26 protein-coding genes are annotated in these 20,929 nt (G+C 60.3%); 8 read left to right on the forward strand and 18 right to left on the reverse strand.

Features of this window, described 5'->3' with window-relative positions; all coding sequences use genetic code 11:
• Nucleotide 1 precedes the first annotated feature (1 nt).
• Nucleotides 2-703 carry a TenA family transcriptional regulator gene (locus WB650_RS00745; protein WP_422302142.1) on the forward strand — a complete coding sequence of 234 codons (702 nt, stop codon included), beginning with the start codon at nucleotides 2-4 and terminating at the stop codon, nucleotides 701-703.
• Nucleotides 704-712: 9 nt separating this feature from the next.
• On the opposite strand, the gene WB650_RS00750 is transcribed toward WB650_RS00745, so the two are convergent.
• The 3 genes from WB650_RS00750 to WB650_RS00760 all read right to left on the reverse strand — a co-directional run bounded on the left by WB650_RS00750 (nucleotide 713) and on the right by WB650_RS00760 (nucleotide 4,608).
• Nucleotides 713-1,792, reverse strand: coding sequence for a TIGR03617 family F420-dependent LLM class oxidoreductase (locus WB650_RS00750; protein ID WP_422302144.1), 1,080 nt, complete (start codon nucleotides 1,790-1,792; stop codon nucleotides 713-715).
• Nucleotides 1,793-1,904: 112 nt separating this feature from the next.
• Nucleotides 1,905-3,152, reverse strand: a complete 1,248-nt coding sequence (glyA, locus tag WB650_RS00755; RefSeq protein WP_422302146.1) for a serine hydroxymethyltransferase — start codon at nucleotides 3,150-3,152, stop codon at nucleotides 1,905-1,907.
• A 94-nt stretch (nucleotides 3,153-3,246) separates the two neighbouring features.
• Nucleotides 3,247-4,608 carry a hypothetical protein gene (locus tag WB650_RS00760; RefSeq protein WP_422302148.1) on the reverse strand — a complete coding sequence of 454 codons (1,362 nt, stop codon included), beginning with the start codon at nucleotides 4,606-4,608 and terminating at the stop codon, nucleotides 3,247-3,249.
• A 173-nt stretch (nucleotides 4,609-4,781) separates the two neighbouring features.
• Here WB650_RS00760 and WB650_RS00765 point away from each other — a divergent pair, with 173 nt between their 5' ends.
• Nucleotides 4,782-5,402: a hypothetical protein gene (locus WB650_RS00765; protein ID WP_423959051.1), complete on the forward strand. Its 621-nt coding sequence runs from the start codon at nucleotides 4,782-4,784 to the stop codon at nucleotides 5,400-5,402.
• 106 nt (nucleotides 5,403-5,508) lie between these two features.
• On the opposite strand, the gene WB650_RS00770 is transcribed toward WB650_RS00765, so the two are convergent.
• Nucleotides 5,509-5,832 (reverse strand): hypothetical protein, encoded by a 324-nt coding sequence (locus WB650_RS00770; protein ID WP_422302151.1) that lies wholly within the window; start codon nucleotides 5,830-5,832, stop codon nucleotides 5,509-5,511.
• Between the two features lie 188 nt (nucleotides 5,833-6,020).
• Here WB650_RS00770 and uppP point away from each other — a divergent pair, with 188 nt between their 5' ends.
• Together uppP and WB650_RS00780 are read left to right on the forward strand one after the other, a co-directional pair.
• Entirely contained in the window at nucleotides 6,021-6,809 is a 789-nt protein-coding gene (gene uppP / locus WB650_RS00775; protein WP_422302152.1) for an undecaprenyl-diphosphatase UppP, read from the forward strand.
• Nucleotides 6,810-6,812: 3 nt separating this feature from the next.
• Nucleotides 6,813-7,805, forward strand: coding sequence for a DMT family transporter (locus tag WB650_RS00780; protein ID WP_423959053.1), 993 nt, complete (start codon nucleotides 6,813-6,815; stop codon nucleotides 7,803-7,805).
• Nucleotides 7,806-7,854: 49 nt separating this feature from the next.
• Here the strand turns inward: WB650_RS00780 and WB650_RS00785 are convergent, their stop codons facing one another.
• Nucleotides 7,855-8,025, reverse strand: a complete 171-nt coding sequence (locus tag WB650_RS00785; protein WP_422302156.1) for a Flp family type IVb pilin — start codon at nucleotides 8,023-8,025, stop codon at nucleotides 7,855-7,857.
• 389 nt (nucleotides 8,026-8,414) lie between these two features.
• Between WB650_RS00785 and WB650_RS00790 the strand changes: the two genes are divergently transcribed.
• Genes WB650_RS00790 through WB650_RS00805 form a run of 4 tightly spaced genes read left to right on the forward strand, consistent with a single transcriptional unit; the run spans nucleotide 8,415 to nucleotide 10,754 of the window.
• Nucleotides 8,415-9,026 carry a 2-hydroxychromene-2-carboxylate isomerase gene (locus WB650_RS00790; protein ID WP_422302158.1) on the forward strand — a complete coding sequence of 204 codons (612 nt, stop codon included), beginning with the start codon at nucleotides 8,415-8,417 and terminating at the stop codon, nucleotides 9,024-9,026.
• Nucleotides 9,027-9,032: 6 nt separating this feature from the next.
• Nucleotides 9,033-9,455 carry an MAPEG family protein gene (locus WB650_RS00795; RefSeq protein WP_423959055.1) on the forward strand — a complete coding sequence of 141 codons (423 nt, stop codon included), beginning with the start codon at nucleotides 9,033-9,035 and terminating at the stop codon, nucleotides 9,453-9,455.
• A 3-nt stretch (nucleotides 9,456-9,458) separates the two neighbouring features.
• The gene (locus tag WB650_RS00800; protein ID WP_422302161.1) at nucleotides 9,459-9,854 is read left to right on the forward strand and encodes a thioesterase family protein; all 396 of its coding nucleotides are present in this window, start codon (nucleotides 9,459-9,461) and stop codon (nucleotides 9,852-9,854) included.
• 18 nt (nucleotides 9,855-9,872) lie between these two features.
• Entirely contained in the window at nucleotides 9,873-10,754 is an 882-nt protein-coding gene (locus WB650_RS00805) for an FAS1-like dehydratase domain-containing protein (protein WP_423959057.1), read from the forward strand.
• 246 nt (nucleotides 10,755-11,000) lie between these two features.
• Here the strand turns inward: WB650_RS00805 and WB650_RS00810 are convergent, their stop codons facing one another.
• The 13 genes from WB650_RS00810 to WB650_RS00870 form a co-directional block, all read right to left on the reverse strand.
• The gene (locus WB650_RS00810; RefSeq protein WP_423959059.1) at nucleotides 11,001-12,329 is read right to left on the reverse strand and encodes an aminopeptidase P N-terminal domain-containing protein; all 1,329 of its coding nucleotides are present in this window, start codon (nucleotides 12,327-12,329) and stop codon (nucleotides 11,001-11,003) included.
• A gap of 44 nt (nucleotides 12,330-12,373) precedes the next feature.
• The gene (locus WB650_RS00815; protein ID WP_422303829.1) at nucleotides 12,374-13,222 is read right to left on the reverse strand and encodes an SMP-30/gluconolactonase/LRE family protein; all 849 of its coding nucleotides are present in this window, start codon (nucleotides 13,220-13,222) and stop codon (nucleotides 12,374-12,376) included.
• Nucleotides 13,223-13,231: 9 nt separating this feature from the next.
• Nucleotides 13,232-14,476: a CaiB/BaiF CoA transferase family protein gene (locus WB650_RS00820; protein WP_422303826.1), complete on the reverse strand. Its 1,245-nt coding sequence runs from the start codon at nucleotides 14,474-14,476 to the stop codon at nucleotides 13,232-13,234.
• A 2-nt stretch (nucleotides 14,477-14,478) separates the two neighbouring features.
• Nucleotides 14,479-15,684, reverse strand: a complete 1,206-nt coding sequence (locus WB650_RS00825; protein WP_423959061.1) for a CaiB/BaiF CoA transferase family protein — start codon at nucleotides 15,682-15,684, stop codon at nucleotides 14,479-14,481.
• A 5-nt stretch (nucleotides 15,685-15,689) separates the two neighbouring features.
• Complete coding sequence (locus tag WB650_RS00830) at nucleotides 15,690-15,962, reverse strand: YciI family protein (protein WP_423959063.1); 273 nt, start codon at nucleotides 15,960-15,962, stop codon at nucleotides 15,690-15,692.
• Nucleotides 15,963-16,044: 82 nt separating this feature from the next.
• Nucleotides 16,045-16,335 carry a chaperone modulator CbpM gene (locus tag WB650_RS00835; RefSeq protein ID WP_422300837.1) on the reverse strand — a complete coding sequence of 97 codons (291 nt, stop codon included), beginning with the start codon at nucleotides 16,333-16,335 and terminating at the stop codon, nucleotides 16,045-16,047.
• A gap of 17 nt (nucleotides 16,336-16,352) precedes the next feature.
• The gene (locus WB650_RS00840) at nucleotides 16,353-17,489 is read right to left on the reverse strand and encodes a DnaJ C-terminal domain-containing protein (RefSeq protein WP_422300838.1); all 1,137 of its coding nucleotides are present in this window, start codon (nucleotides 17,487-17,489) and stop codon (nucleotides 16,353-16,355) included.
• 37 nt (nucleotides 17,490-17,526) lie between these two features.
• Nucleotides 17,527-17,712: a CcmD family protein gene (locus WB650_RS00845; RefSeq protein ID WP_422300839.1), complete on the reverse strand. Its 186-nt coding sequence runs from the start codon at nucleotides 17,710-17,712 to the stop codon at nucleotides 17,527-17,529.
• A gap of 13 nt (nucleotides 17,713-17,725) precedes the next feature.
• On the reverse strand, nucleotides 17,726-18,439 hold the full coding sequence (locus tag WB650_RS00850; RefSeq protein ID WP_423959064.1) for a cytochrome c biogenesis protein: 714 nt from the start codon (nucleotides 18,437-18,439) through the stop codon (nucleotides 17,726-17,728).
• 9 nt (nucleotides 18,440-18,448) lie between these two features.
• Nucleotides 18,449-19,120, reverse strand: coding sequence for a heme exporter protein CcmB (locus WB650_RS00855; protein WP_423959066.1), 672 nt, complete (start codon nucleotides 19,118-19,120; stop codon nucleotides 18,449-18,451).
• A gap of 9 nt (nucleotides 19,121-19,129) precedes the next feature.
• Entirely contained in the window at nucleotides 19,130-19,879 is a 750-nt protein-coding gene (locus WB650_RS00860) for an ABC transporter ATP-binding protein (RefSeq protein ID WP_423959068.1), read from the reverse strand.
• Nucleotides 19,828-20,379: a c-type cytochrome biogenesis protein CcmI gene (gene ccmI, locus WB650_RS00865; RefSeq protein ID WP_422307803.1), complete on the reverse strand. Its 552-nt coding sequence runs from the start codon at nucleotides 20,377-20,379 to the stop codon at nucleotides 19,828-19,830. The genes WB650_RS00860 and ccmI overlap by 52 nt, the downstream gene beginning before the upstream one ends.
• A 3-nt stretch (nucleotides 20,380-20,382) precedes the next feature.
• The coding region (locus WB650_RS00870) for a cytochrome c-type biogenesis protein (RefSeq protein ID WP_423959070.1) at nucleotides 20,383-20,929 on the reverse strand (547 nt) is incomplete at its 5' end.

The following is a 20,929-nucleotide window of genomic DNA, read 5'->3' on the forward strand; positions in this document are numbered from 1 at the left end:
CATGGACGTCGAAAAAGGGACTCGTCAGCTCAAAAGCCTGATCGAAAAGCTCGAGCGCAACAATCGCACGCTTCGCTCGCATCCAACGATCGAGAAGATTGAGCGCGGCGAGTTGTCGCAAGCGCAGCTTCGTCATTGGGCGACGCAGCTTTTCATCGGCAACAAGGCGCACAACGCAAATATCCTCGGGCTCATCTACGCGAAGTGCGACGACTTTCCGGCGCGCAAGGCGATAGTCGAGAATCTGATCGAGGAGGAACTCGGCCGCGTCTCCGGCGCCAATCGATCGCATCCCGAGCTCTACCTCGAATTTGGCGAGGCGATCGGAATCCCGCGCGCCGAACTGCTCAACGCCAGCATGACTCCCGACGCGACTGCGATGATGCATTGGATGTACTGGCTGGCCGATTCGAAACCGTGGTACGTGACGCTCGCCGGCATCAGTCTCGGCTCCGAGCTCTTCAACCCCGATGCGTACGTCCGCGTGATCGACGGACTCAGCCGGCATTACAAACTCTCCGACGACGCCCTGCTGTTCTTCAGCGTTCACGTCAAGGTCGACCAGGACCATGGCGACTCGAGCGCCGGTTCGATCTTCCGCGCGATACCCGAGAGCGCCGCGGCAGAGACTTTGTGGGCCGTCGAGACTCACATCGAGTTGATGCGCCGGCTGTGGTCCGACATCAACCCGCCGCCCGTGTGATAGCGGCTGCTAACGTCGCAGGTCCTGGATGATCTCCTTTAGAACGCCGCGGTCGTGGTCGTTCTTTACTGGCATGTCGAATGAGAGGCGGTTCACGCCAGCGAAGCGTTTCTTTATCACTGCCGCGATTTCGTCGTAGGTGCCGACCGCGGCGAAGGCGTGAACCATCTCGTCGGTGACGAGCTTCGCCATCTCGGGCCACTTCTGTTGCACTGATAATTTGTGCAACTGGTCGGCCGTGTCTCCCCATCCGTCGATTTCGAAGCTGGAACGATATGAACGAGTCGATCCGTAGAACGCGATCGTCGATTTCATTCCGGTGACGGCGCGCGCGAGCGAGTCCTTATCTTTGCCTGCGCATAGAAAGCCGCCGCCGCCGATTTGAAAATTATCCCACTCAGCGGCTGGCCGGCCCGATTTCTCGAATCCTTTTTTCAGATTCGGGAACGCGATCTGATCGAGATATTTCCGCGTGACGATTCCATGCAGCCGCACGCCGTCGCAGACTTCGCCCGCAACTTGCAGCATCCGCTCCTGCACCGCCGCAATCAGCACGGGGATATGCGGATTCGAGACCGGCGGCGGCGCGAAGTTCGGGGTCATCAGCGAGAGATTGTAATGCTCGCTCTGAAAATTGAACGGCTCGCGCGTCTGCCAGGTCCGCCAGCACGCGCGCATCGCACCGACGTAGTCTTTCATCCGTTGCGCAGGTTTCGACCACGGCATCCCGAAGCGCCGGGTCACATGGCCTTTCACCTGCGATCCGAGTCCGAGGTTCAGCCGCCCGCCGCTCATGCGCTGCAAGTCCCACGCAGTGTAGGCGGTCGCGACGGGACTCTTCGTGTATGCGAGCGCGATGCCGGTCGCCAGCTCTATCTTCGACGGTTCCTGCGCCGCGATTGCCAGCTCGAGATACGGGTCGTGCTGGGTTTCGACCGCGAGAATGGTGTCGTAGCCGAGCGCGTCGGCCTCGCGCACCTGGTCGCGAATCGTGCTCCACGTCGGCTCGGGCCGCTTGGTGCCGTCCTGCATATCGGGCGTGTAGGCCGTGCCGAGATTGAGGCCGCGTTCGATTTTTATTTTTGCCATGTGGGTTTTATCGCGTCACATCGACCGCGCTGTCAACCGGCGCAGTCAGCTCGATGCGAGCGACCTAACCCCTAACTCCTTCCCATTGTGGGAAGCGGAACCAGATTCATAGTCAGCTGAGGGCGATCCCGGGGGCGGGGAATTTTCGGCACATCTCGGTGACTGCGGCTGCGATCCTCTTGAGCGCCACCTCGTCGCCGGCGTGAGCGATTGCTTCGTCCATGAATTTTGCGATCTGGCGCATCTCGGCGTCGCCCATTCCGCGCGAGGTTACCGCCGGCGTGCCGAGGCGAAGGCCACTGGGGCTGAACGGTTTGCGCGGATCGTATGGGACGGTGTTGTAGTTGCAGACGATTCCGGCCGCATCGAGCGCCTTCGCGCCTTTTTTGCCGATCACCTTTTTACTGGTCAGATCGACCAGTATCAGATGATTATCGGTGCCGCCCGAGACGAGACTGAATCCGCGCGCGAGAAGTTCGTCGGCCAGCGTCTTCGCGTTGCTCACGACTTTCTTTGCGTACGCCTTGAACTCCGGCGTCGCCGCCTCTTTCAACGCGACTGCTATCGCGGCTGTCGTATGATTGTGTGGACCGCCCTGCAATCCCGGGAAGACCGCCTTGTCGATCGCTTCGGCGTATTGCTCGCGGCACATAATCATCGCGCCGCGCGGGCCGCGCAGGGTTTTGTGAGTGGTCGTCATGATCACGTCGGCGTAGGGCGACGGATCCGGATGCACGCCGCCGACGATCAGTCCGGCGACGTGTGAGATGTCGGCCAGCAGCAACGCGCCGACTTCCTTTGCAATCTCGCTGAAACTCTTGAAGTCCCACAGACGCGGATACGCAGTGCCGCCGGTCACGATTATTTTCGGCCGCTCCTTGTGCGCGAGCGCGCGGACCTTGTCGAAATCGACGATGTGACTCTCGCGATCAACCTCGTACTGCGCCGACTTCCAGAACGTACCTGTGATGCTCACCGGCCATCCGTGGGTCAGATGCCCCCCATGTGGCAGCGCGAGGCCCATGATGGTGTCGCCCGGCTTGAGCAGCGCGAAATATACCGCGACATTTGCGGGCGAGCCGGAGTACGGCTGCACGTTCGCGTGCTCGACCTTGAACAACGCCTTGGCGCGGTCCACCGCGAGCGTTTCGATTTGATCGACGTTGCGCTGGCCTTCGTAGTAGCGGCGTCCGGGGTAGCCCTCGGAATATTTGTTGGTGAGAATCGAGCCGGTCGCTTCGAGCACCGCCTTCGAAACGTAATTCTCCGACGCGATCAGCCGGACCGAATCGATTTCGTACCGCTCCTCGTCCTTGATGAGCTGATAAATTTCGGGGTCAGTTCGCTTGAGTTCGTCCACACCGCACCTCCTTTGCCGTCATCGAAATGAGCCTACAGTCGCGAATGCGACGAGGCAAAAGCAGGGGTGCACGCCGCACCGGGAGAAACGGATTTTAATGCAAATCGGGCGGCGTGACTTTCGCGATCCATGCGCGATAGTTGCCGTCGTATCCGACCGCGAGTTGGCGTTTTCGCACGTGCCCGAGCAATCGCGCGACGTTTTCGGGCGCGATCTTTGGTCGCGTGCTGAGCGCGCCCGCGATTTTCTCGCCCGACGCCGCCGCCTCTTTGCGCGCGCTCTCTGCTATCTTAAGTTCCTCGCCGGACAATCCCAGGTACGCTTCCGCCACCAGCGTTCCAATCTCGCTGCCGCTGTCGAGCGAGTCCTTGATATTGCCCTTGCCCGTCAGCACATTGCCGGCCGCGAACACGCCGGTCGGACCGTCCATCAGCAGGCCGATCTTCTGGTTGACGTAGGTATATGTCTCGCCCTTCTGCGGAATGCCGGGTATCGGTTCCGGGATGCTGCCGATCGAGCTGATCGTCAGCGGCGCGCGCGCGGACTCGACGCCCTCCTGTACGATTCGCACCTGCCCATCCGCAACTTCCGTGCGACTGAAGTTCACCCCGACCATCACGCCGTTCTCGACGATCACTCCGCTCGGCGCGCGCAATTCCTGGAACTCGAACAGGAACTTGCGCTGCGCTTTTTCGAGAATTTTCGCGCGCGCCTGCCTGAGCGCCTCCGCGCGCTTGGCCGGTGCGTCGGGCGGGATGTCCGAGAGCGGCATGTCGAGCACGCGCCGCCGGTAGTACAGCTTGCAGGGCGCAATACCCAGGTCGTTGTACTTTAATTCGCTCGCAGCCAGCACCGGATCGATTCCTTCGCGCTCGAGCGCGAGCATGTCGCCCGCGATGCCGCGCGCTTTCAGCGCAGCCAGCGTCATCTCGATTTGCAGCACTTTCACAACGTCGATCGACGCGAGTCCGCCGCCTACGACGATCGCGCCGGGGGTCAGATCGTAGCGCGGGCCGTCGTAGTTCTTTTCCAGGTAGTGATTGAACCAGTAGATGAGCTTGTTCTGGTAGACGAGGCCGCGATCGATGAACTGGTCGGCGCCCTCGACCGGAAACGCGCGATCCTTCCACGCGCCGTGGGTCAGCACGATTCCGCTGAGTCCCCACGCCGTCCGCAGGTCCTCAAAATCAAGCTCCCGGCCCATCCGCGTCATCGGCACGTATTCGATGTTCGGATGGTCGAGGCGCTGGTTGATTTCCTCGTACTCGTCCTTGCGCTGCTTGACGTGCCATCGCGGGAGCCCGTCCTCGATTTTTCCATACGGGCGCGGATTCTGCTCGAACACAATTACCAGCGCGCCGCGCTCGGCCAGGATTCGCGCGATCTCCGAACCGGCAGTCGCGGCCCCGACCACCGCCATCACGTGGCGCGATGATTTATTTTCTGAGTCGGTCATAAGGGTATATTTGATTAGCGTCTGCCGCTCTGCCGTGCAATCTCAATCGCTATGCGATGACGCTTGCACCAGTTCGTCTTGCGCGTATGGAACTCTCATGGTTTCCTAGCCTTGTGATGCGTGGGCGGCGGATTGTGTTTCGACAACTTCCAAAAATCGCGATTGTCTCCCTGATGCTCCTGCTGGCTGGCTGCGCATATGCCGTTAGCGGCGGGGCCGATGCGGCAGAAGGCGAGCAGCACGACTATCCTTACACGGCGCATGATTCATTCCTTCTAACCCAGGACGTGCTCCGAGGCGACGGCATACTGTTCGAGGTCAAGCCCAACGACTCGCTCGTCACGCTGTGGAAAGACGCTGACACGGGAGCCGGCGCGCTCGGCAGTCTGATCGGGAAGCATCCGCAATACCGCTATGAAATTGAAGCCGTGCCGCTTACCGATCGAAGCTCCAGGGTGGTCGTCAACGTGCGCGTCGAGGATATTCCCGAGGAAGACATCGCCAAGTACAAGGCTGGCACGCGTCTCAACCTGTTCAACAAGATCACCGACCTCGCCGCGAAATTCCCGCCGTCGGAGGGCACTCCTAAAGAAGGCGGCGTCAACTATGCTCTGCTTCCCAATGAGGATCTGAAGGGGCTGGCGAAGCGGGCGACCGGCAATGAGGACAACTGGCGGCTAATCGCGCAGGACAATGGTCTCAAATCGCCGACCGACGGCGCCAGTCTGCCCAGTATCTGGATCAGGAACACCTTGCTGAGCGTGCCGAATAAGGGTTCCACCGGGGACAATTGAAAAGGGGCCCCCCGGAAGCATGAAAAATCGAAGCTTAGATAAATCGATGCCCGCCCTAGTGCGTCCGGGCGGGCATCGAAATAGCGCTCTCGCGCTATCGCGCGGATCAATCGTTGGGGTAAGATGCCTCGCTCGCGTCGTATTCCGGGCTTAGTCCCGCAGGACTTACGGCGGCGACCACGGCTAGAAACTGCTCGAACGTCATTTGGAGATTGAGGAATCCGCCTTGGCAGAATACCCATCCGTAGTAGTCAAGAATCTCGTCCGGGATCATCACCGGCAGGCGGGGCAGCGTTGAAACTACCGGAAACGGACGCGGCTCGCCCGGATTGATGTTGTCCCAAACGCCAGACTGGTCCGGCGCGCCGTCCGACTCAACTGCGTTCACTTCCCGCAAGGGAACTACTTTGCCTCTGGCAACTCGATTCATAGGCAGTAACGCCTCCCGCTACCCACGTTTACTCTCCGCTTGCAGGCACCAATTCTAGACGAAGCAGCGGGCCGGTCAAGGAGCATTTTGGATATGTTTTCACTTATCGGTGAGTTTCGTAGGCATGTGAGCTACGCGGCGCGATCGCGAAGAAATGGCGCAACCGTTCTTAAGTAGCTGAAATTATTATGTTTTCAGTATTTCAGGCTATCGTTCTGGGCATCGTTCAGGGGCTGACCGAGTTTTTGCCGGTCTCAAGCTCGGGTCATTTAATACTGGTCCCGTGGCTCTTGAAATGGCAGGAAGACCCGGGTCTTGCCTTCGATGTCGTGCTTCACCTCGGGACGCTGCTGGCGCTGGTAGTCTTCTACTGGCGCGAATGGCTCGAGATGGCCATGTCGTTCGTCAACGGCGATCGCGTCCGCCGCCGGTTACTCCTTCTATTGATAGTCGCTTCGATACCTGGGGCAATCATCGGAGTTCTACTCGAGAAGCAAGCCGAGACGATCTTTCGATCGCCAGTGCTGATTGCTATCACGCTTGCTACACTTGGCCTTATTCTGTGGGCGGCTGACGCGTTTGGGTCGAAAAAGCGCAGAATAGACGACCTCACCTTCGTCGACGCCATCGTCATCGGGTTCAGCCAGGCACTCGCGATTATCCCCGGTGTCTCCCGCTCCGGCGCAACGATCACGACCGCGCGCTTTCTTGGAATCGAACGCGCGGACGCCGCCAATTTCTCGTTCTTGATGGCGACGCCGATCATCGCGGGCGCCGGCCTTCATGAAGCGCACAAGGCGTTCAACGCCGGCGTTACACCACAGCTTGGATGGGGATTTGGGGCGTCGGCAGTTTTCGGTCTGATCGCAATCGTCTGGCTACTGAATTATGTGCGAACCAACACCTACCGGCCGTTCGCGATCTATCGAATCATGCTCGCCGCAGTCGTGGTCGCGGTCGCGTTAGCGCGGGCGTAATCGATGTCCACCGAGACCTCGGCGGGTTCGATGCCGCCTGTCGCCCACGAAACGGCTCTGCGCGCTCGCGCCTTTCAGGTGGGTTTGACGCTATGCATCATCAACACGATCATTGGCGCGGGTCAGCCCGTCATCACGCGATGGGGCGCGGTTCATCTCGATCCCCTGCTTTTTTGCACCGGAGCTGTCGTATTCGCGACGCTATGCACGATTCCCGTGCTCCAGTTCACCGGCGAGTTGAGGTTGATCTTCGACCCGCGCTACCGCGGTCGGCTGTTCATGATCGCGATGGCGGGAACCGTGATGACCAGTCTCACGCTCACCTACGGACTCACCCGTATTGGCGCGGTCGCGGGAGTGTTGCTGCTGCAAACCGAGCCGGTCTACTCGCTGGTGCTCTCGACGATCTTCGTCGGTGAGCGGCCGTCGATTCGCCAGGTGCTCGCGACCGCAACCGTGCTGGTTGGGATCGGGTCGGTGTTCGCTGGTGGCGGCTCATTTTCACCGCTATGGGCGTCGGCGATCATCTTCACGACTCCGCTGTTCTGGCAGACGTCGCACGTGTTGGGGCTGAAGCTGATGCCGCCGCTGACACCGACCTCGATGACCGGCGGCCGCTTCCTTTACGCGTCGATTGTGCTGACGGCGATGCTGTTGATTTTCCGGCGCGACGCGCTGCTGCAACTTGCCGATCCAACCACGCTCGGCGTCATCATGGTCACCGGTTTCTTCGTGTATTTTCTGAGCGGGCTCACATGGTACGGCGCTATCAACCGGCTCTCGCTGGCGTGGACGACGGCCCTGGTCGTCCCGGGCATCCCGATACTGTCGATTTTGTTCGCGGTGATGTTTCTGGGTGAGCGCGCAACGAGGCGTGAAGTCGTCGGCATTCTGATTTCAGTCAGCGGCGTGCTGGCCCTCGTCCTGGGCGCGGATCCCCATCGCAAACAAGCAGCCTCGGAAGCCGCCGAAGCAATCCACGAACCGCTCATCTAAGAGGTGTGAATTACGGCGGCTTCTCGAGGCGCCCCTCTTCATGCTTTCCCTAAAGCTTGCCGTCCACGGTGTTCACCACCGTGCTAATGGCAGTGCCGGTGGTATGCAAGGTCGCATAAACCACCACGGCGATCGACGACAGGATGAGCGCATACTCAGCCATCGTCTGGCCGCGCGCGAAACTATCGGCCTTCACATAGAGTTTTCTGATTACGTCCATTTTTTGTCCCTCCGTCCATGCGTTTTTCGTAACTTTACTATTTGTAGGAAAACCTAGTTGGTATGTATTGATTACCTACTCAAATAGTATAAAAACTCTCCAAACTGACTACTAACCAACTTCGTCAAACTACAATTCACTGCCTATTGGATGTACTAAATATGTCATACTTAAGTCAAGCATGTAGTACCCTCTTTTTTTTCTTTCAAACTTAGATTTATTTGTTTTAAAGCTTGATAAAGCAGCTATATATAAATTAGGATATCAAAACATCTCTTGCCGCCATGAAATTATCCTTAAAGGAGGCGAAAACTGCGCCCTTGGGTGTCGATTCATCCAGCGCCCGCCACTTCTTTCTGTCTTGCGGCCGTGATGCTAAACCCTCATCCATGGCCGAAGAACTCCTGACCATCAAACTTTACTACGACTACAAGAGCCCCTTCGCGTATCTCGCGATGCATCCTGCGTACGCCCTGATGGAATCGCATAGCGTCCGCCTGCATTACATCCCGCACGAGCTCAACGTCCGCGGCGCATTCGGCGGCGAACTGGAGGAGCGGCCCGAGCGCGAATGGCGAAAGGTCAGGTACCTGTACCTGGACGCCCGGCGCTACGCGAATGCGCGCGGCATGATCATCCGCGGACCGCAGAAGATCTTTGACTCGAAACTGTCTCTCATGTCCGGATTGTTTGCCGACAGGCACGGCCTCTTTCGCCCGTACTCCGACCGCGTTTTCGAGCGCTTCTTCAAGCGCGAGTTGGATATCGAAAACGCCTCCGCTCTCGCCGGCGTCATGAAGGAAACGGGGCTCGACCCTGACGCATTTCAGCGCTACGCCGCCCACGAGGGCCAGCGCGAACTGTCCGAGGCATTCGCGACGGGCGATCGCGACGGCGTCTTCGGCGTGCCGACCTTCATCGTCGACGGTGAACCGTTCTGGGGCAACGATCGCGTCGAATGGATCGTCAAGAAGCTCGACACCATGGGACTGAGGAGATAGCTGCGGATGAGCGAATACCAGTTTTACGCGCTGACTACTGTGATTCTGTTCTTCAAGATGATCGCGATCTCGGTGGTTCAGGGTGTCGGGCGAGTCAACACGAAAACATTCGTGACGGCTGAAGACGCGCGCTTCTTCGCGCAGGCGCCGCCCGCGCTGGAGGAGGCGCCGATCGTCAAGCGCGCCGCGATGGCCTGGCGCAACGACCTCGAGAACATTCCTATGTTCCTGTTTCTCGGGTTGATTTACGTCACGGTCGGATGCTGGCCCGAAGGCGCCTACATCTATTTCACGATCTTCGTCATCGCGCGAATCCTGCACACGATTGCGTACCTGAACGGCATGCAACCATGGCGAACAATTTTCTTCACCGTTGGAATGTTTGTATGTGTCACGCTTTCCATCCAAATCCTGGGCGCGGTGCTCTAAGCTATGAAACCCGTACCAGTTGGAGCCAAAGGCAAGTTCGAACAGATCGTCGAGACGCGGCATCTCGCGAGCGAACTCGATTCGTCGCTCGCATCGGTTCTGTCGACGCCGACAATGGTCGCGATGATGGAACAGGCTGCTATCGAAGCGATCAAGCCGTTTCTCGACGCGGGCGAGAGTTCCGTCGGCATGTCGGTTGAAGTCAGCCACACTGCGGCGACGCCGCCGGGGCATCGCGCTCGCGCTGAAGCCGAAGTGACCAAGGTCGAGGGGCGGCGACTCGAGTTTATCGTGCGCGCCTTCGATGACGTCGAGCAGATTGGCTCCGGGACTCATCGACGCGCGGTAGTCGACGCCGCCAAGTTCAACGATCGCCTCAAAACCAAACAGAAAAACTAGCGCGCTCAGGACAGCACGATGGCCAAGGAAATTTTCGATCGCAAAGAGGTTTACGTCGGGCGCGATTTCGGCGGCGTCACTTACGACATTACGCCCGAGTTCGTCGCTAAGTACGTCGCCGGCACCGGAGACGACAATCCGTGGTATCGCGGCCCGTCTCCGTTCGGCGGCCCTGTCGCGCCCGCTCTGATTCTCTACGACGCCGTCTACCACTCGCTCGGGTGGTATCTGCCGAACATTTACGGCAACCTGCACGCGCGCCAGGAATGGAGCCTGTTCGCGCCCGTGATGGTGGGGGAGCGGCTCACGACTCGCGCCGTAATCGTCGACCGCTACGTCAAGCGCGATCGCGAGTACGTCGTAAACGAGGTCCTCGTCAGCAACGCGTCGGGGCAAATCGTCTCGCGCAGCCGCACCCATCAGAGCTTCCTGCTCCCCGAACAAACCAAGCAGGGGTTCGTCGTCGATAAGTCGCGCGAGAAGGATTCGTCGCGATCATTCACAATAGGCGAGCGCGGCGGCGATCCGATCGAATCTCCGATGCGCAAGATCACCGAAGATATGTGCATGGCTTTTTCAGGGCCCGTCCGCAACTACCATAACGACAAGCAAAAGGCGGTCGAGCTGGGATTTCCGGAAATCGTCGTGCAGGGGATGCTCTCCGTATGCCTCGTCGCCGAAATGATGACGAAACGCTTCGGCCCCGGCTTCCTCTACGGCGGCAAGATGGATCTGCGGCTCGTCAACGTCGTGTGGGGCAACGACGTCACCGGGCCGAAAGGCTTGATAGTCGAGCGTCACCCCGAGGGCAGCCGCTCACGCGCGGAAGTTGAAGTCTGGTGCGACAAGGCTGACGGAACCAAGACCATAGTCGGCAGTGCGAGCGCGCTCGAACTGTAACGCAGTCCCGCTCGTGAGCGCGAAGGTATTGCTCGTGGCCGCGGGAATGGGACTGTTCGTCGCAGGATGCGCCAATCGATGCGACTACGCACAGACCAAATGCCAGTACGAATGCAATCGCAATTACCAGGTATGCGAGCTACACGGCAATGACGAATTCTATTGCCGAAACGAAATCGGTAATTGTACGGTAGCTTGTCAGGACCAGCGCAGCAGTTGTCATTCCTGGATATACTATTGAATTGACTATTGCGCAGTAGTCAGTGCTTCGACGTCCGCAATCGATTTCGGCGTCGCGGCCGTCATCACTTCGTGACCGTCTGGCGTCACCAGCACGTCGTCCTCGATTCGAATCCCCAACCCGCGAAGACTGTCAGCGACTTCGTCGTCGTCGGGAGCGATATACAGCCCCGGCTCGACCGTCAGTACCATCCCTGGCTCGAGCACTCGCGACGAACCGTCCACCCGGTAAAGCCCAACATCATGCACGTCCATGCCCAGCCAGTGACTCGTGCGATGCATATAGTAGCGGCGATACGCGCCCTTCTCGATTATTTCTTCTGCCGATCCTTGCAGGATTCCGAGCTGCCTCATGCCGTCAACCAGCACGCGCAGAGCGGTTTCGTGCGGATCGTCGAAATGCGCACCGGGCTTGATCGCGTCGATCGCTTTGAGCTGCGCGTCGAGCACTACTTCGTACAAACTGCGCTGCAAGCCTGAGAAGCGCGCGCCAATCGGCGACGTGCGCGTGATATCCGCCGCATAAAAATCGTACTCCGCGCCCGCGTCGATCAGCAGCAGCTCGCCGGTCCGCATCTCGCGATCGTTGCTGATGTAGTGCAGTGTCGCCGCGTTGGGTCCCGACGCTATGATCGACGGATAGCTCGGCCCCGTCGCGCCTTGCGAGCGAAACGCGTAGTCAACCTCCGCCTCGATCTGCCATTCGCGCATCCCGCCGCGCGCCTTCATCATCGCGCGTTTGTGCGCGTCGGCTGAAATCGCCATCGCGCGACGCATCGCCTCGAGTTCCGCGGGCTCCTTCATCAGCCGCGCCTCATGGATGATGTCGCGCGGATCGATTATCGCCGACGGCCCCATCCCGATTCGCGGCCGCATCGTCTGCGCCCATCGAATCAGCTTCATCACCCGCTCATCCATCTTTTCGTTGAGCCCGAGCGGGTAATGCACACGTTCACTTTTTTCGAGATAGCGGGGCAGAACTTTTTCGAGCTCGTCGATCACGTAGGCCTTGTCCGCGCCGTACTCGATGATCGCGCCCTCGATTCCCGCGCGCCTGCCAGTCCACGTCTCCCGCTCCTTGTCGCGCGGCCGCACGAACATTACGAATTCGCCGTCCGGATGCCCCGGCGACAACAGCGCGACCGACTCCGGCTCTGCGAATCCGGTCAGGTAGTAGAAGTCGCTGTCCTGCCGATACACGAACTCGACGTCGCCCGATCGCACCGCAACCGGCGCGCTGGGCATGATCGCAGTAGCGCCTGGCGCGATCGCATCCATCATGCGTTTGCGGCGCGCGCGAAAAGTCTCGTTTTCGCTGTGTCCGTTAACACCCATCGCAAATCATTACGCCACGCGCGTGTTGTTCACGCCAGTAGCGTTCACGGCAAGCCCGCGCGCGGAACTTCGACTTGAGTGGTCTCGATTCTCCCACCGCGCGTCGCGCGACATTTCTCCGGATCCGAATTCGGCGCCGTCGCAATGAACAGGGTCCGCCCGTCGGGACCGCCGAGCATGCATGCGAACGCGTCCGTCTCGACCTTTATCCGCTCGACAATCTCGCCACCCTGCTTGACCCGAATCACTTCCGATGCGGTCGGACACGCCACCCAGATTGCATTTTCCGCATCCAGACAAATTCCATCAGGCACTCTTCCCGCGATATCGGCCCACACGCGTCGATTGCTCAGCAAGCCGTCCGCGCCAATATCGAACGCCGTTAAACGCTGCCCGAATGACTCGCCAACGACGAGCGTTTTCCCATCCGGCGTAATCACCATCCCGTTCGGGAACATCATTTCCTCGGCCACGACGCGAGCGACGCCGTCCGCGCCAACCATCACCAGCGTCGTCCCGCGCGGAGTCTCGTTCTTGTGCAAATCGAATCCGAAGTTCCCGACGTACGCGTGGCCGCGCGCATCGACCACCATGTCGTTACAATCGAAGGGCGCGAGCTTGGTCATGTCGGCCACTGTCTTCAGGCCATCGCGATCGAGACGCATTAACTTCCGATCCGTCATCGACACCACGAGCATTCGCCCATCCGGCAACCATCCAAGCCCCGACGGCCGATTCGGCACTTCGCAAATGACCTCGGGCTTACCCGCCAGATCGACCGCGACCACCTGATGCGCATGCATGTCGGAGAAAAAGAACTTCCCATCACGCCATCGCGGTCCCTCGGGAAACGCGAGCCCATCGACCAAAACCTTGAGAGTACGCATTGTGATTATGAACCTCTAATCCAGCGCGCCCTTCGCGCGCATTGCATCGACTTCAGCCGCGCTGTAGCCGAGCAACCCCGTCATCACCTCGTCAGTATGTTGCCCGAGCACGGGGGCGGCCGCTTTCACCTCGCACGGCGTCCCGCTCATCCGCCACGGAATTCCGCAATGCTGCCGCTTACCCACTTCGGGATGCTCGCGGTAGACAAAGTACTCGCGCTCTGTGAGATGCCGATCCTCCGATAGGTACTTGTTATCGGCGCATGCTCCCGCCGCGACTCCAGCCGCCTGCAGAGTATCCACTACATAGGCAGCTCTCCGAGTCGCGGTCCATGCACTGACTATTGCTTCGAGTGCATCTTCATTCTCTTTGCGCGCCGCGAGCGTAGCGAATCGCGGATCATTGGCTAGTTCCGGTTTACCTATTGCTCTAGCCAGTCGCGCCCATTCGGCGTCGTCCGCACACACTATCGCGACCCATTGATCGATCGTGACGTCAAGTATCTTCTCCGGCAGATCGACGCACTTGAAAAGCTGATGCGGCGCCATCAACGGATCGCGATTGCCGTTTCGCTCCGGCTCGCGTCCGTTCATCGTGTACTCGAGAATCCCTTCTGCCAGCAGGTCCATCGCGCACTCCCACTGGCTCATGTCGATATACTGTCCCTCGCCGGTTTTCGCGCGATGGAACAGCGCACTGATTATCGCGAACGCGCCATGTACTCCCGCGTTGGGGTCGGCGTAGCTGAACCCCGCGTGCATCGGGGGAAAGCCCTTATAGCCAGTCAAAGCCGACAGCCCCGATAACGGCACCTGCGCCGGCCCGTAAGCAACGTAGTGACTATACGGTCCGGTGTCGCCGTAGCCCGACAGAGTAATCATTACTACATTGGGATTTACCTTCTTCACTTCTTCGTAGCCGAATCCCATCTTCTCGAGCACGCCCGCCGCGAAGTTGTTAATCACAACGTCGCTATTCTTGATCAGCCGCCACGCCGCTTCCTTCGCCTCGGGATGCTTGAAATTCAGCGACAGCGATTTCTTGCCCTGATTGTATTGATTGAAGTAGCCGGACTTGTTGAGGCTGTTGAACACACCGTCGGGCCACGGCGGCAGCATGCGAGTCACGCACGGGCGAGTCTTGGTCTCGATTCTGATCACTTCGGCCCCAAGATGCGCCAGTTGCAGGGTGCAGTACGGTCCCGCCCACACCCAGGTGAAATCGCAAACTCTAATTCCTGATAGAGGAGGCTTCGCCATTACTAAATCACACCCTTGCGCTTGAGTTCGTCGAGGCGCGTTGGCGTTATCCCGAGCTTGCCGAATACTTCGGCGTTATGCTGTCCCATGGTCGGCGCCGGCATCCGAATTTCCCACGGTGTGCGCGCGAACTTGAGCGGCGCGCCCGGATATTTATGCGTGCCCGCGACCGGTTGCGCGATCTCGACGAAGAATCCGCGCGCCTTGAGATGCTCCGAGTTGAGCAGGTCGCCCATGGTCGACACCGGCGCAAACGGAACGCGCTTGGCCTGCGCCTTGCGGTACAGATCGAGCACCGTTTGCTGGCTGACCCATTCTTCGAGCAACGGTTTGAGCGCGTCCCAGTTCAGCGCGCGGACCAGCCGATCCTTGAAAATCTCCATCTCCGCCCATTCGGGATTTCCCATGATTTCGACGAAATTGCGCCACTGATGCTCCTCGATGCAGCACAGATAAATGTAGCCGTCCTTGCATTGCATCGTCTCGACCGGCTGCAGCGGCTTCTGCCCGAGGCGAGTCGCGATCATCTTCATGTACGGCCAGTACTCGAACGTCATCTCGAGGATCGACGCGATCGATTCCTGCACCGACACTTCGACATGCTGCCCTGCCCCGTCGCGGAGTTGCGCGAACGCCGCCGCAATCGTCGCAGTCGCGCCATGCACTCCGCCCTGGTAGCCCGCCTGATGGCCCGCAGTCTTGAGCGGTGGCAACTCCGGATGTTCAGGCCCGCCGCCGTTCAACACGCACACGCCGCCCGCGCACCAGATCGTCAGGTCCTCAGCCCGGTAGTCGCGATATGGCCCCGACAGGCCGAACGGCAGTATCGACGTCATGATTAGTTTTGGATTCGCGCGCCGCATCCGCTCGTAGGTGAGTCCGACGCGATCCATCTCGGGCGGCGTGACGTTATGAATCAGGATGTCGGCGCCCGCGACCAGCTTCTCCAGAATCTCGAAGCCCTCGGGCTTTGTGATATCGAGCGTGACGCCGCGTTTGTTTGTATTGAGATAGAGGAACAGACCGCTGGTCTCGGGGTTCGGTTTGTCGCCCGGAAACGGACCGCGCGTCCGAGCGCGATCGCCGACGCCCGGCCGCTCAATCTTGACGACCTCGGCGCCCATGTCCGCCAGCAGCTTGCTGCAATATGGCGCCGAGACCATCTCGCCTACTTCGACGATTTTTAAACTGGATAACGCTCCCGCCATCGATACTACTCCGGAAACACTTGCCTGAACGGCTTCACCTCGATCCTCGCAAAAACGCCGCTCGTGACGTACGGATCGCTATTCGCAAACGCGATCGCCTCCGCCTCGCTCTCCATATCTACAATGATAAGACTGCCGCTGCCGTCGGTGAATGGCCCCGCGATCTTCACTTTGCCGGCGTTCACCAACGGCTGCAGATTCGCGAGATGAGCCGGCCGCACCTTCGGTCGCAGCGCAGCGCCTTCGGGTCCGTCATGGCCGATAATCACGAACAGCATCTCATCGTCCTTCTGAAAATAATATGCGGAATGAACCGATGTTACTTAGCACGGCCGACCCGGTCCCGCAAAAGTACCTCAATCACCGCTCCATCTGATCGAGCAGATGCAGAATCACACCGATCCCGGGAATATTAACTTCGAGCTCCTCGGCGAGCGTGCGAATTACGCGCACCCGGCGCAGAGCCTCGCGATCGTACAGCGCCTCGAGGCGCCCGCGTACTCGCTCGAGGCGCGCCGGCGCGATCAAATCCTCGCGCTCCCACGACGCCAACTCGCGCTCGCTGATTCCGCCGACTGCGCAGAACACGCTGCGGCTCATCAGCACCACTTCGCCGCGAGTCGAGGTTTTAGATGAAGACCGGCGCGCCATCGCAACTCAGCTCCGCATTATTTCGACGCCATCAGTTCCGCGCGCGGATCCGGAACGCCGCGCGCCGTGAAGCTATCGGCCAGCTGCTGCATCAGCGTGCGCTCTTTGGCGGTCATGTCCGTCGGCGCGAGCACCTTCAGCTCATAGAGCAGGTCGCCGGCCGGCTCCTTGCCGCGCGCAGGCAGCCCGCGCCCGCGCAGCCGCATCACGCGTCCGGTCTGGCTCCCGGCTGGAATCTTGAGCGACACGCGTCCGTCGACGGTCGGCGCGGTGATCTCGGCGCCAAGCGCTGCTTCGTAATCCCACACCGGCAAATTAACCCTGATGGATCGATCCGCGAGCTGAAACACCGGATGCGACTCGATTCGGATGGTCAGGAAGAGATCGCCATTCAGATCGGGACGCGGCCCGCGCCCGCCCTGCCCCTTCAAGCGCAACTGCGTGCCGTCCGTCACACCCGCCGGAATCGTGACTTCGAGGGTGCGCCGCGCCTGCACCACTCCGGTCCCGCTGCAGGTCGGGCACGGCGAGGCTGATCGAATCACGCGCGCCTTGCCCTGCTTCTCCTCGCGCGAGATCATCCCGGTGCCACCGCAGGTGGTGCATTCGTCCTCGGCAAGCAGATCGAGCCGCCGTTTGGCGCCCTTGACAGCATCCATAATCGTGATTCCGACGTCGGCGTGCAGGTCCGGCGCACGCACCGGCTGGTTGGCGAAGTCGAAGCCGGAAAATCCGCGTGACGTGCGGCCGCCGCCGCGTCCGAAGCCGAAACCGCTTCGACCACCGCCGCCACCACCGCCGAAGAATTGTGAGAAAAAATCGCTGAAGTCGCCGCCACCGCCGCCGCCAAAATCCGCACCGCTACCGCCCGCGCCAGCCGCCCGTTGCTGCTGCGCGTATCGGCGCATCATCTCCTCCTGCGACACGCCATGCTCCCAATCTGCGCCGAGCTCGTCATACTTCTTGCGCTTCTCGGGGTCGCTGATGACCTGGTAGGCCTCGTTTATCTGCTTGAATTTGGCCTCGGCTTCTTTGTTGTTGGGATTGACGTCGGGATGGAATTTGCGGGCGAGCTTGCGGTAGGCGCTCTTGATGTCCGCATCGCTCGCCTTCCGGTCAACGCCGAGAGTTTTGTAGTAGTCTTGAAATTCCATCCAGCATGCTCAGTTTGGAAAATCTTATTTCAGCGAATCATGCGTCAGGCTGTGATTGCGACGCCGATGCTGTTGACTCTTCCGTCAGCGCCGCCATCCGCGTCTCCAGCGTGCGAAGCTCGGCGTCGAGCGCCGCTTGCCGGCGCCAGATGAATACGACGTACAGAAAAATCACCCCGAAGATGATGCTGTACGCGGCGAACAGGTATCCAAGGTGTTCCATCAAATAAACTTAATCACTTGCTGTCCGATAGTGCCGCGTCGGCGAACGCAATTCTGACCGCCAGCTCACTCATCCTGCTGCGCGCGCGCAACTGCGTGAAGCGCAACATCAGCAGCCACGCCCATAGTGCCGTGAATGCGGCCAGGCATACCAGCAGCGTCGCGACCATCCGCGGGTCTTCGAGTCCATGCCCGCCCTGCCTGGTGACCAGCACCGCGGGATGAATGGTGCGCCAAAGCCGCACCGACGCGATCACTATCGGCACGTCGAGCGCGGCGACGACTCCGATTACGGCTCCGAAGCGCGCCACCTGGGGCGTATCGTCGGCGCTCGCGCGCAGCATCAGGTAGCCGCCGTACATCAGCCACAGGATGAAGGTAGTCGTCAGGCGAGAGTCCCACGTCCACCACGTGCCCCAAATCGGCTTTGCCCAAATCGAACCCGCGATGATCATCAACGTGCAGAAGACCATCCCGGTTTCGGCGGCGGCGTAGCCCAGGTCGTCCCACAGCTGATCTCCCAGCCACAGATAAAATATTCCGGCGATCGCGACAATTCCGAACGACGCGAAAGCGACCCATGCCAGCGGCACGTGAAAATAAAAGATCAGTTGCGCGATTCCCTGCTCGGCCTCAGGCGGCACGTAGTCGAATACCATGAACAGCGCCGCGATCATCAGCGCCAGCGTCACGTATCCGAGTCCGTTGCGAATCGCGGAATTAGTCATGGAGCAAAATCAGTCCTCACCTACCACATGCTCGAATAACAGGTAACCGGCGGTGACAAACAGCACGTCGAACGCGACCATGATCTTCAGCCACTGGCCCATCGAATCGAGCGGTATGCCCGCGAGCGCCGCCGCACTCGCCTTCACGCCCGCTATCAGAGCAGGCACGAAAATCGGCACGGCGAGAATCGGCAATAACATATCGCCGCCGCGAGTCCGTCCGGTGATCGCGGAGAGCAGCGTCGCAAGCGCGGAAAATCCGATCGCGCCAAGAGCGAGGATCGGCGCGAGGCGCGCTATCGACGCGTCGAATTCAAGATTGAAGAACAGCACCATCAGGATGACCGCGCCCACCTCCGCGACTGCCATGAACATCAGCGCCGCGACGAGTTTGGCGGCGTAGAGCGTGCCGGGATCGAGCGGGCTCAGGAGCAGGCCGCGAATCGCGCCGTTGTCGCGCTCGGCGAGCAGCGCGCGATTCGCACCAAGCATCCCGGCGAACACCATCGCGACCCACAGTGCACCCGCCGCCACCTCGAAGCTGCGCACGCGCGCCGCGTCGAGCGCGAATACGAGCACGACCAGCACCAGCATCGACAGCGCGAGCAGCGCCAGCGTGCTCTCGCCGCTGCGAAGTTCGAGACGCAAATCCTTGCGCAGCACTGCGGTGAATCCCGACATCGCTTCTATCTACCGAGCAGCGAGCGGATTCGCCCCGCCGCGCCGCCCCTCCTCCTTATGTACGTGCGGCTGCAGGCGGCCTCGCGAAATTTCGTAGGCGGCGAAGTCCACGCCTTCTATTTCGGGGATCGCGTGAGCGGTAGCTATCACCGAGGCGCCGTGTTCGACTGCACCGCGAATCAGCGACGCGATTACTTCGCTTCCATCATGATCGAGCGACGCGAACGGCTCGTCCAGCAGTAACAGCGCAGGCTCAGGAAGCATCGCACGCGCGGCAGACAGCCGCTGTTCCATCCCGCGCGAGAATGTACGCATGCGGGAATCGGCAACGTCGGCCAGGCCGACACGTTCAAGCCACAGTTGGGAGGACGCATGCGGGTCGGCGACTGAATATAGCTCGCCGTAAAATTCCAGATTCTCGCGCGCGGTGAGATTCGGGTAGAGGAAACTCTGATGCGCCACCACGCCGATTCGACGCCGGTACCGCGCCGCAAGTTTGCGCGTGTCCTGTCCGAAGACAAGAGCGTAACCGTCGCTGGGAGCCTCGAGTCCCGCGAGGATTCGCAGCAGTGTTGATTTGCCGGCGCCATTGCCGCCGATCACGAATGCACCCGCGCCCGGCAACAGGCGCAACTCCACCTCCCGCAGCACGGGCGACAGACCGTAAGTCTTTGCGAGGCTATGAGTCTCGACGACCGGCGCCGACATCACTCGGACCGGGCGATTGCCGCGCCCATCGGTTTGATCGCGATGCCGCATTGCGCGCAGAACTTCGAATCGATTGCCGCACGCATCCCGCATTGCGGACAGAAGCTGATCTTTCGCGACTGTGACGACTGCGGCGCAGGTTGCGGCGGGCGCGGTGGTTCGGCGTGCACGACGAGGGTCGGTATCGGGTCAATGCGCCGCAGCGCTGGCGCGGACTTGCGCGGGGCCAAAGGTGTGACGCTCGGCTTCTTCGCGTTCGCGGCGTTGTCGGCCTGCACGCGGATATTCTCGACCGCGGCCATCGCCGTCAACGCCCGATCTTCGAGCGCTTTGTGCATCGATTCGTAGTCGGCGTTGGACAGCTTGCCCATCTCGCGATCGAATTCGAGCTCGCGCAGACCTTGCACCGCCAGCGCGCGTTCATGCTCGTGGCGCTCGACTTGCAGCTCGCCGGCGGACTTGGCGCGCGCTCCGACCAGGCCGATGCCGAGCGGAGCCGCGACGAACAGCGCGACTCCGGCGACAATCAGCGCGGCGGCGAGGATGAACACCGGCTACCTGCGCTCCTCGAGTTCTTTTTCGAGTTTGCGTCTGAGCTCGGGATCGAATGACGCCGGCTGCGCGCCCGCCGTCGAGTCCGAAGACACCGACGGCTGATTCGAATGCCATCGTCCGACGGCTAGCACCATCAAGCCGCCGCCGAGTGCGAGCGCGATGAACGGCATCGTCCACGCAAGGATGTTGAAGCCCTCGGTGGTCGGTGCGGACAAAACTTTTTCGCCATATTGACGCCGATAGAAGGCGATTATCTGCGCGCGGGTCTTGCCCTCGGCGATCATGCGATCGATTTCGCGGCGCATCGGCACTGAGAATCCGCAGGTCGGCATATTGCAATTGGCGACCGTCAAACCGCAGCCGCATTGGCAGGTCAAACCCTCAGAAACCTCCGCGTTGGTTGGAGTTTCCGACGCGAACGTTTCACGTGAAACGTTTTTTAGTTCAGGAGAAAGAAAAACGAATAGCGCGACTACGAAGAATAAAATCGACGAAACGAATACGAGTTTGGCGCGCACGAATTCAGTCACCTCCGGGCGCTGCATC

Source organism: Binatus sp. (SeqCode) (assembly GCF_049584895.1).
GTDB lineage: Bacteria > Desulfobacterota > Binatia > Binatales > Binataceae > Binatus.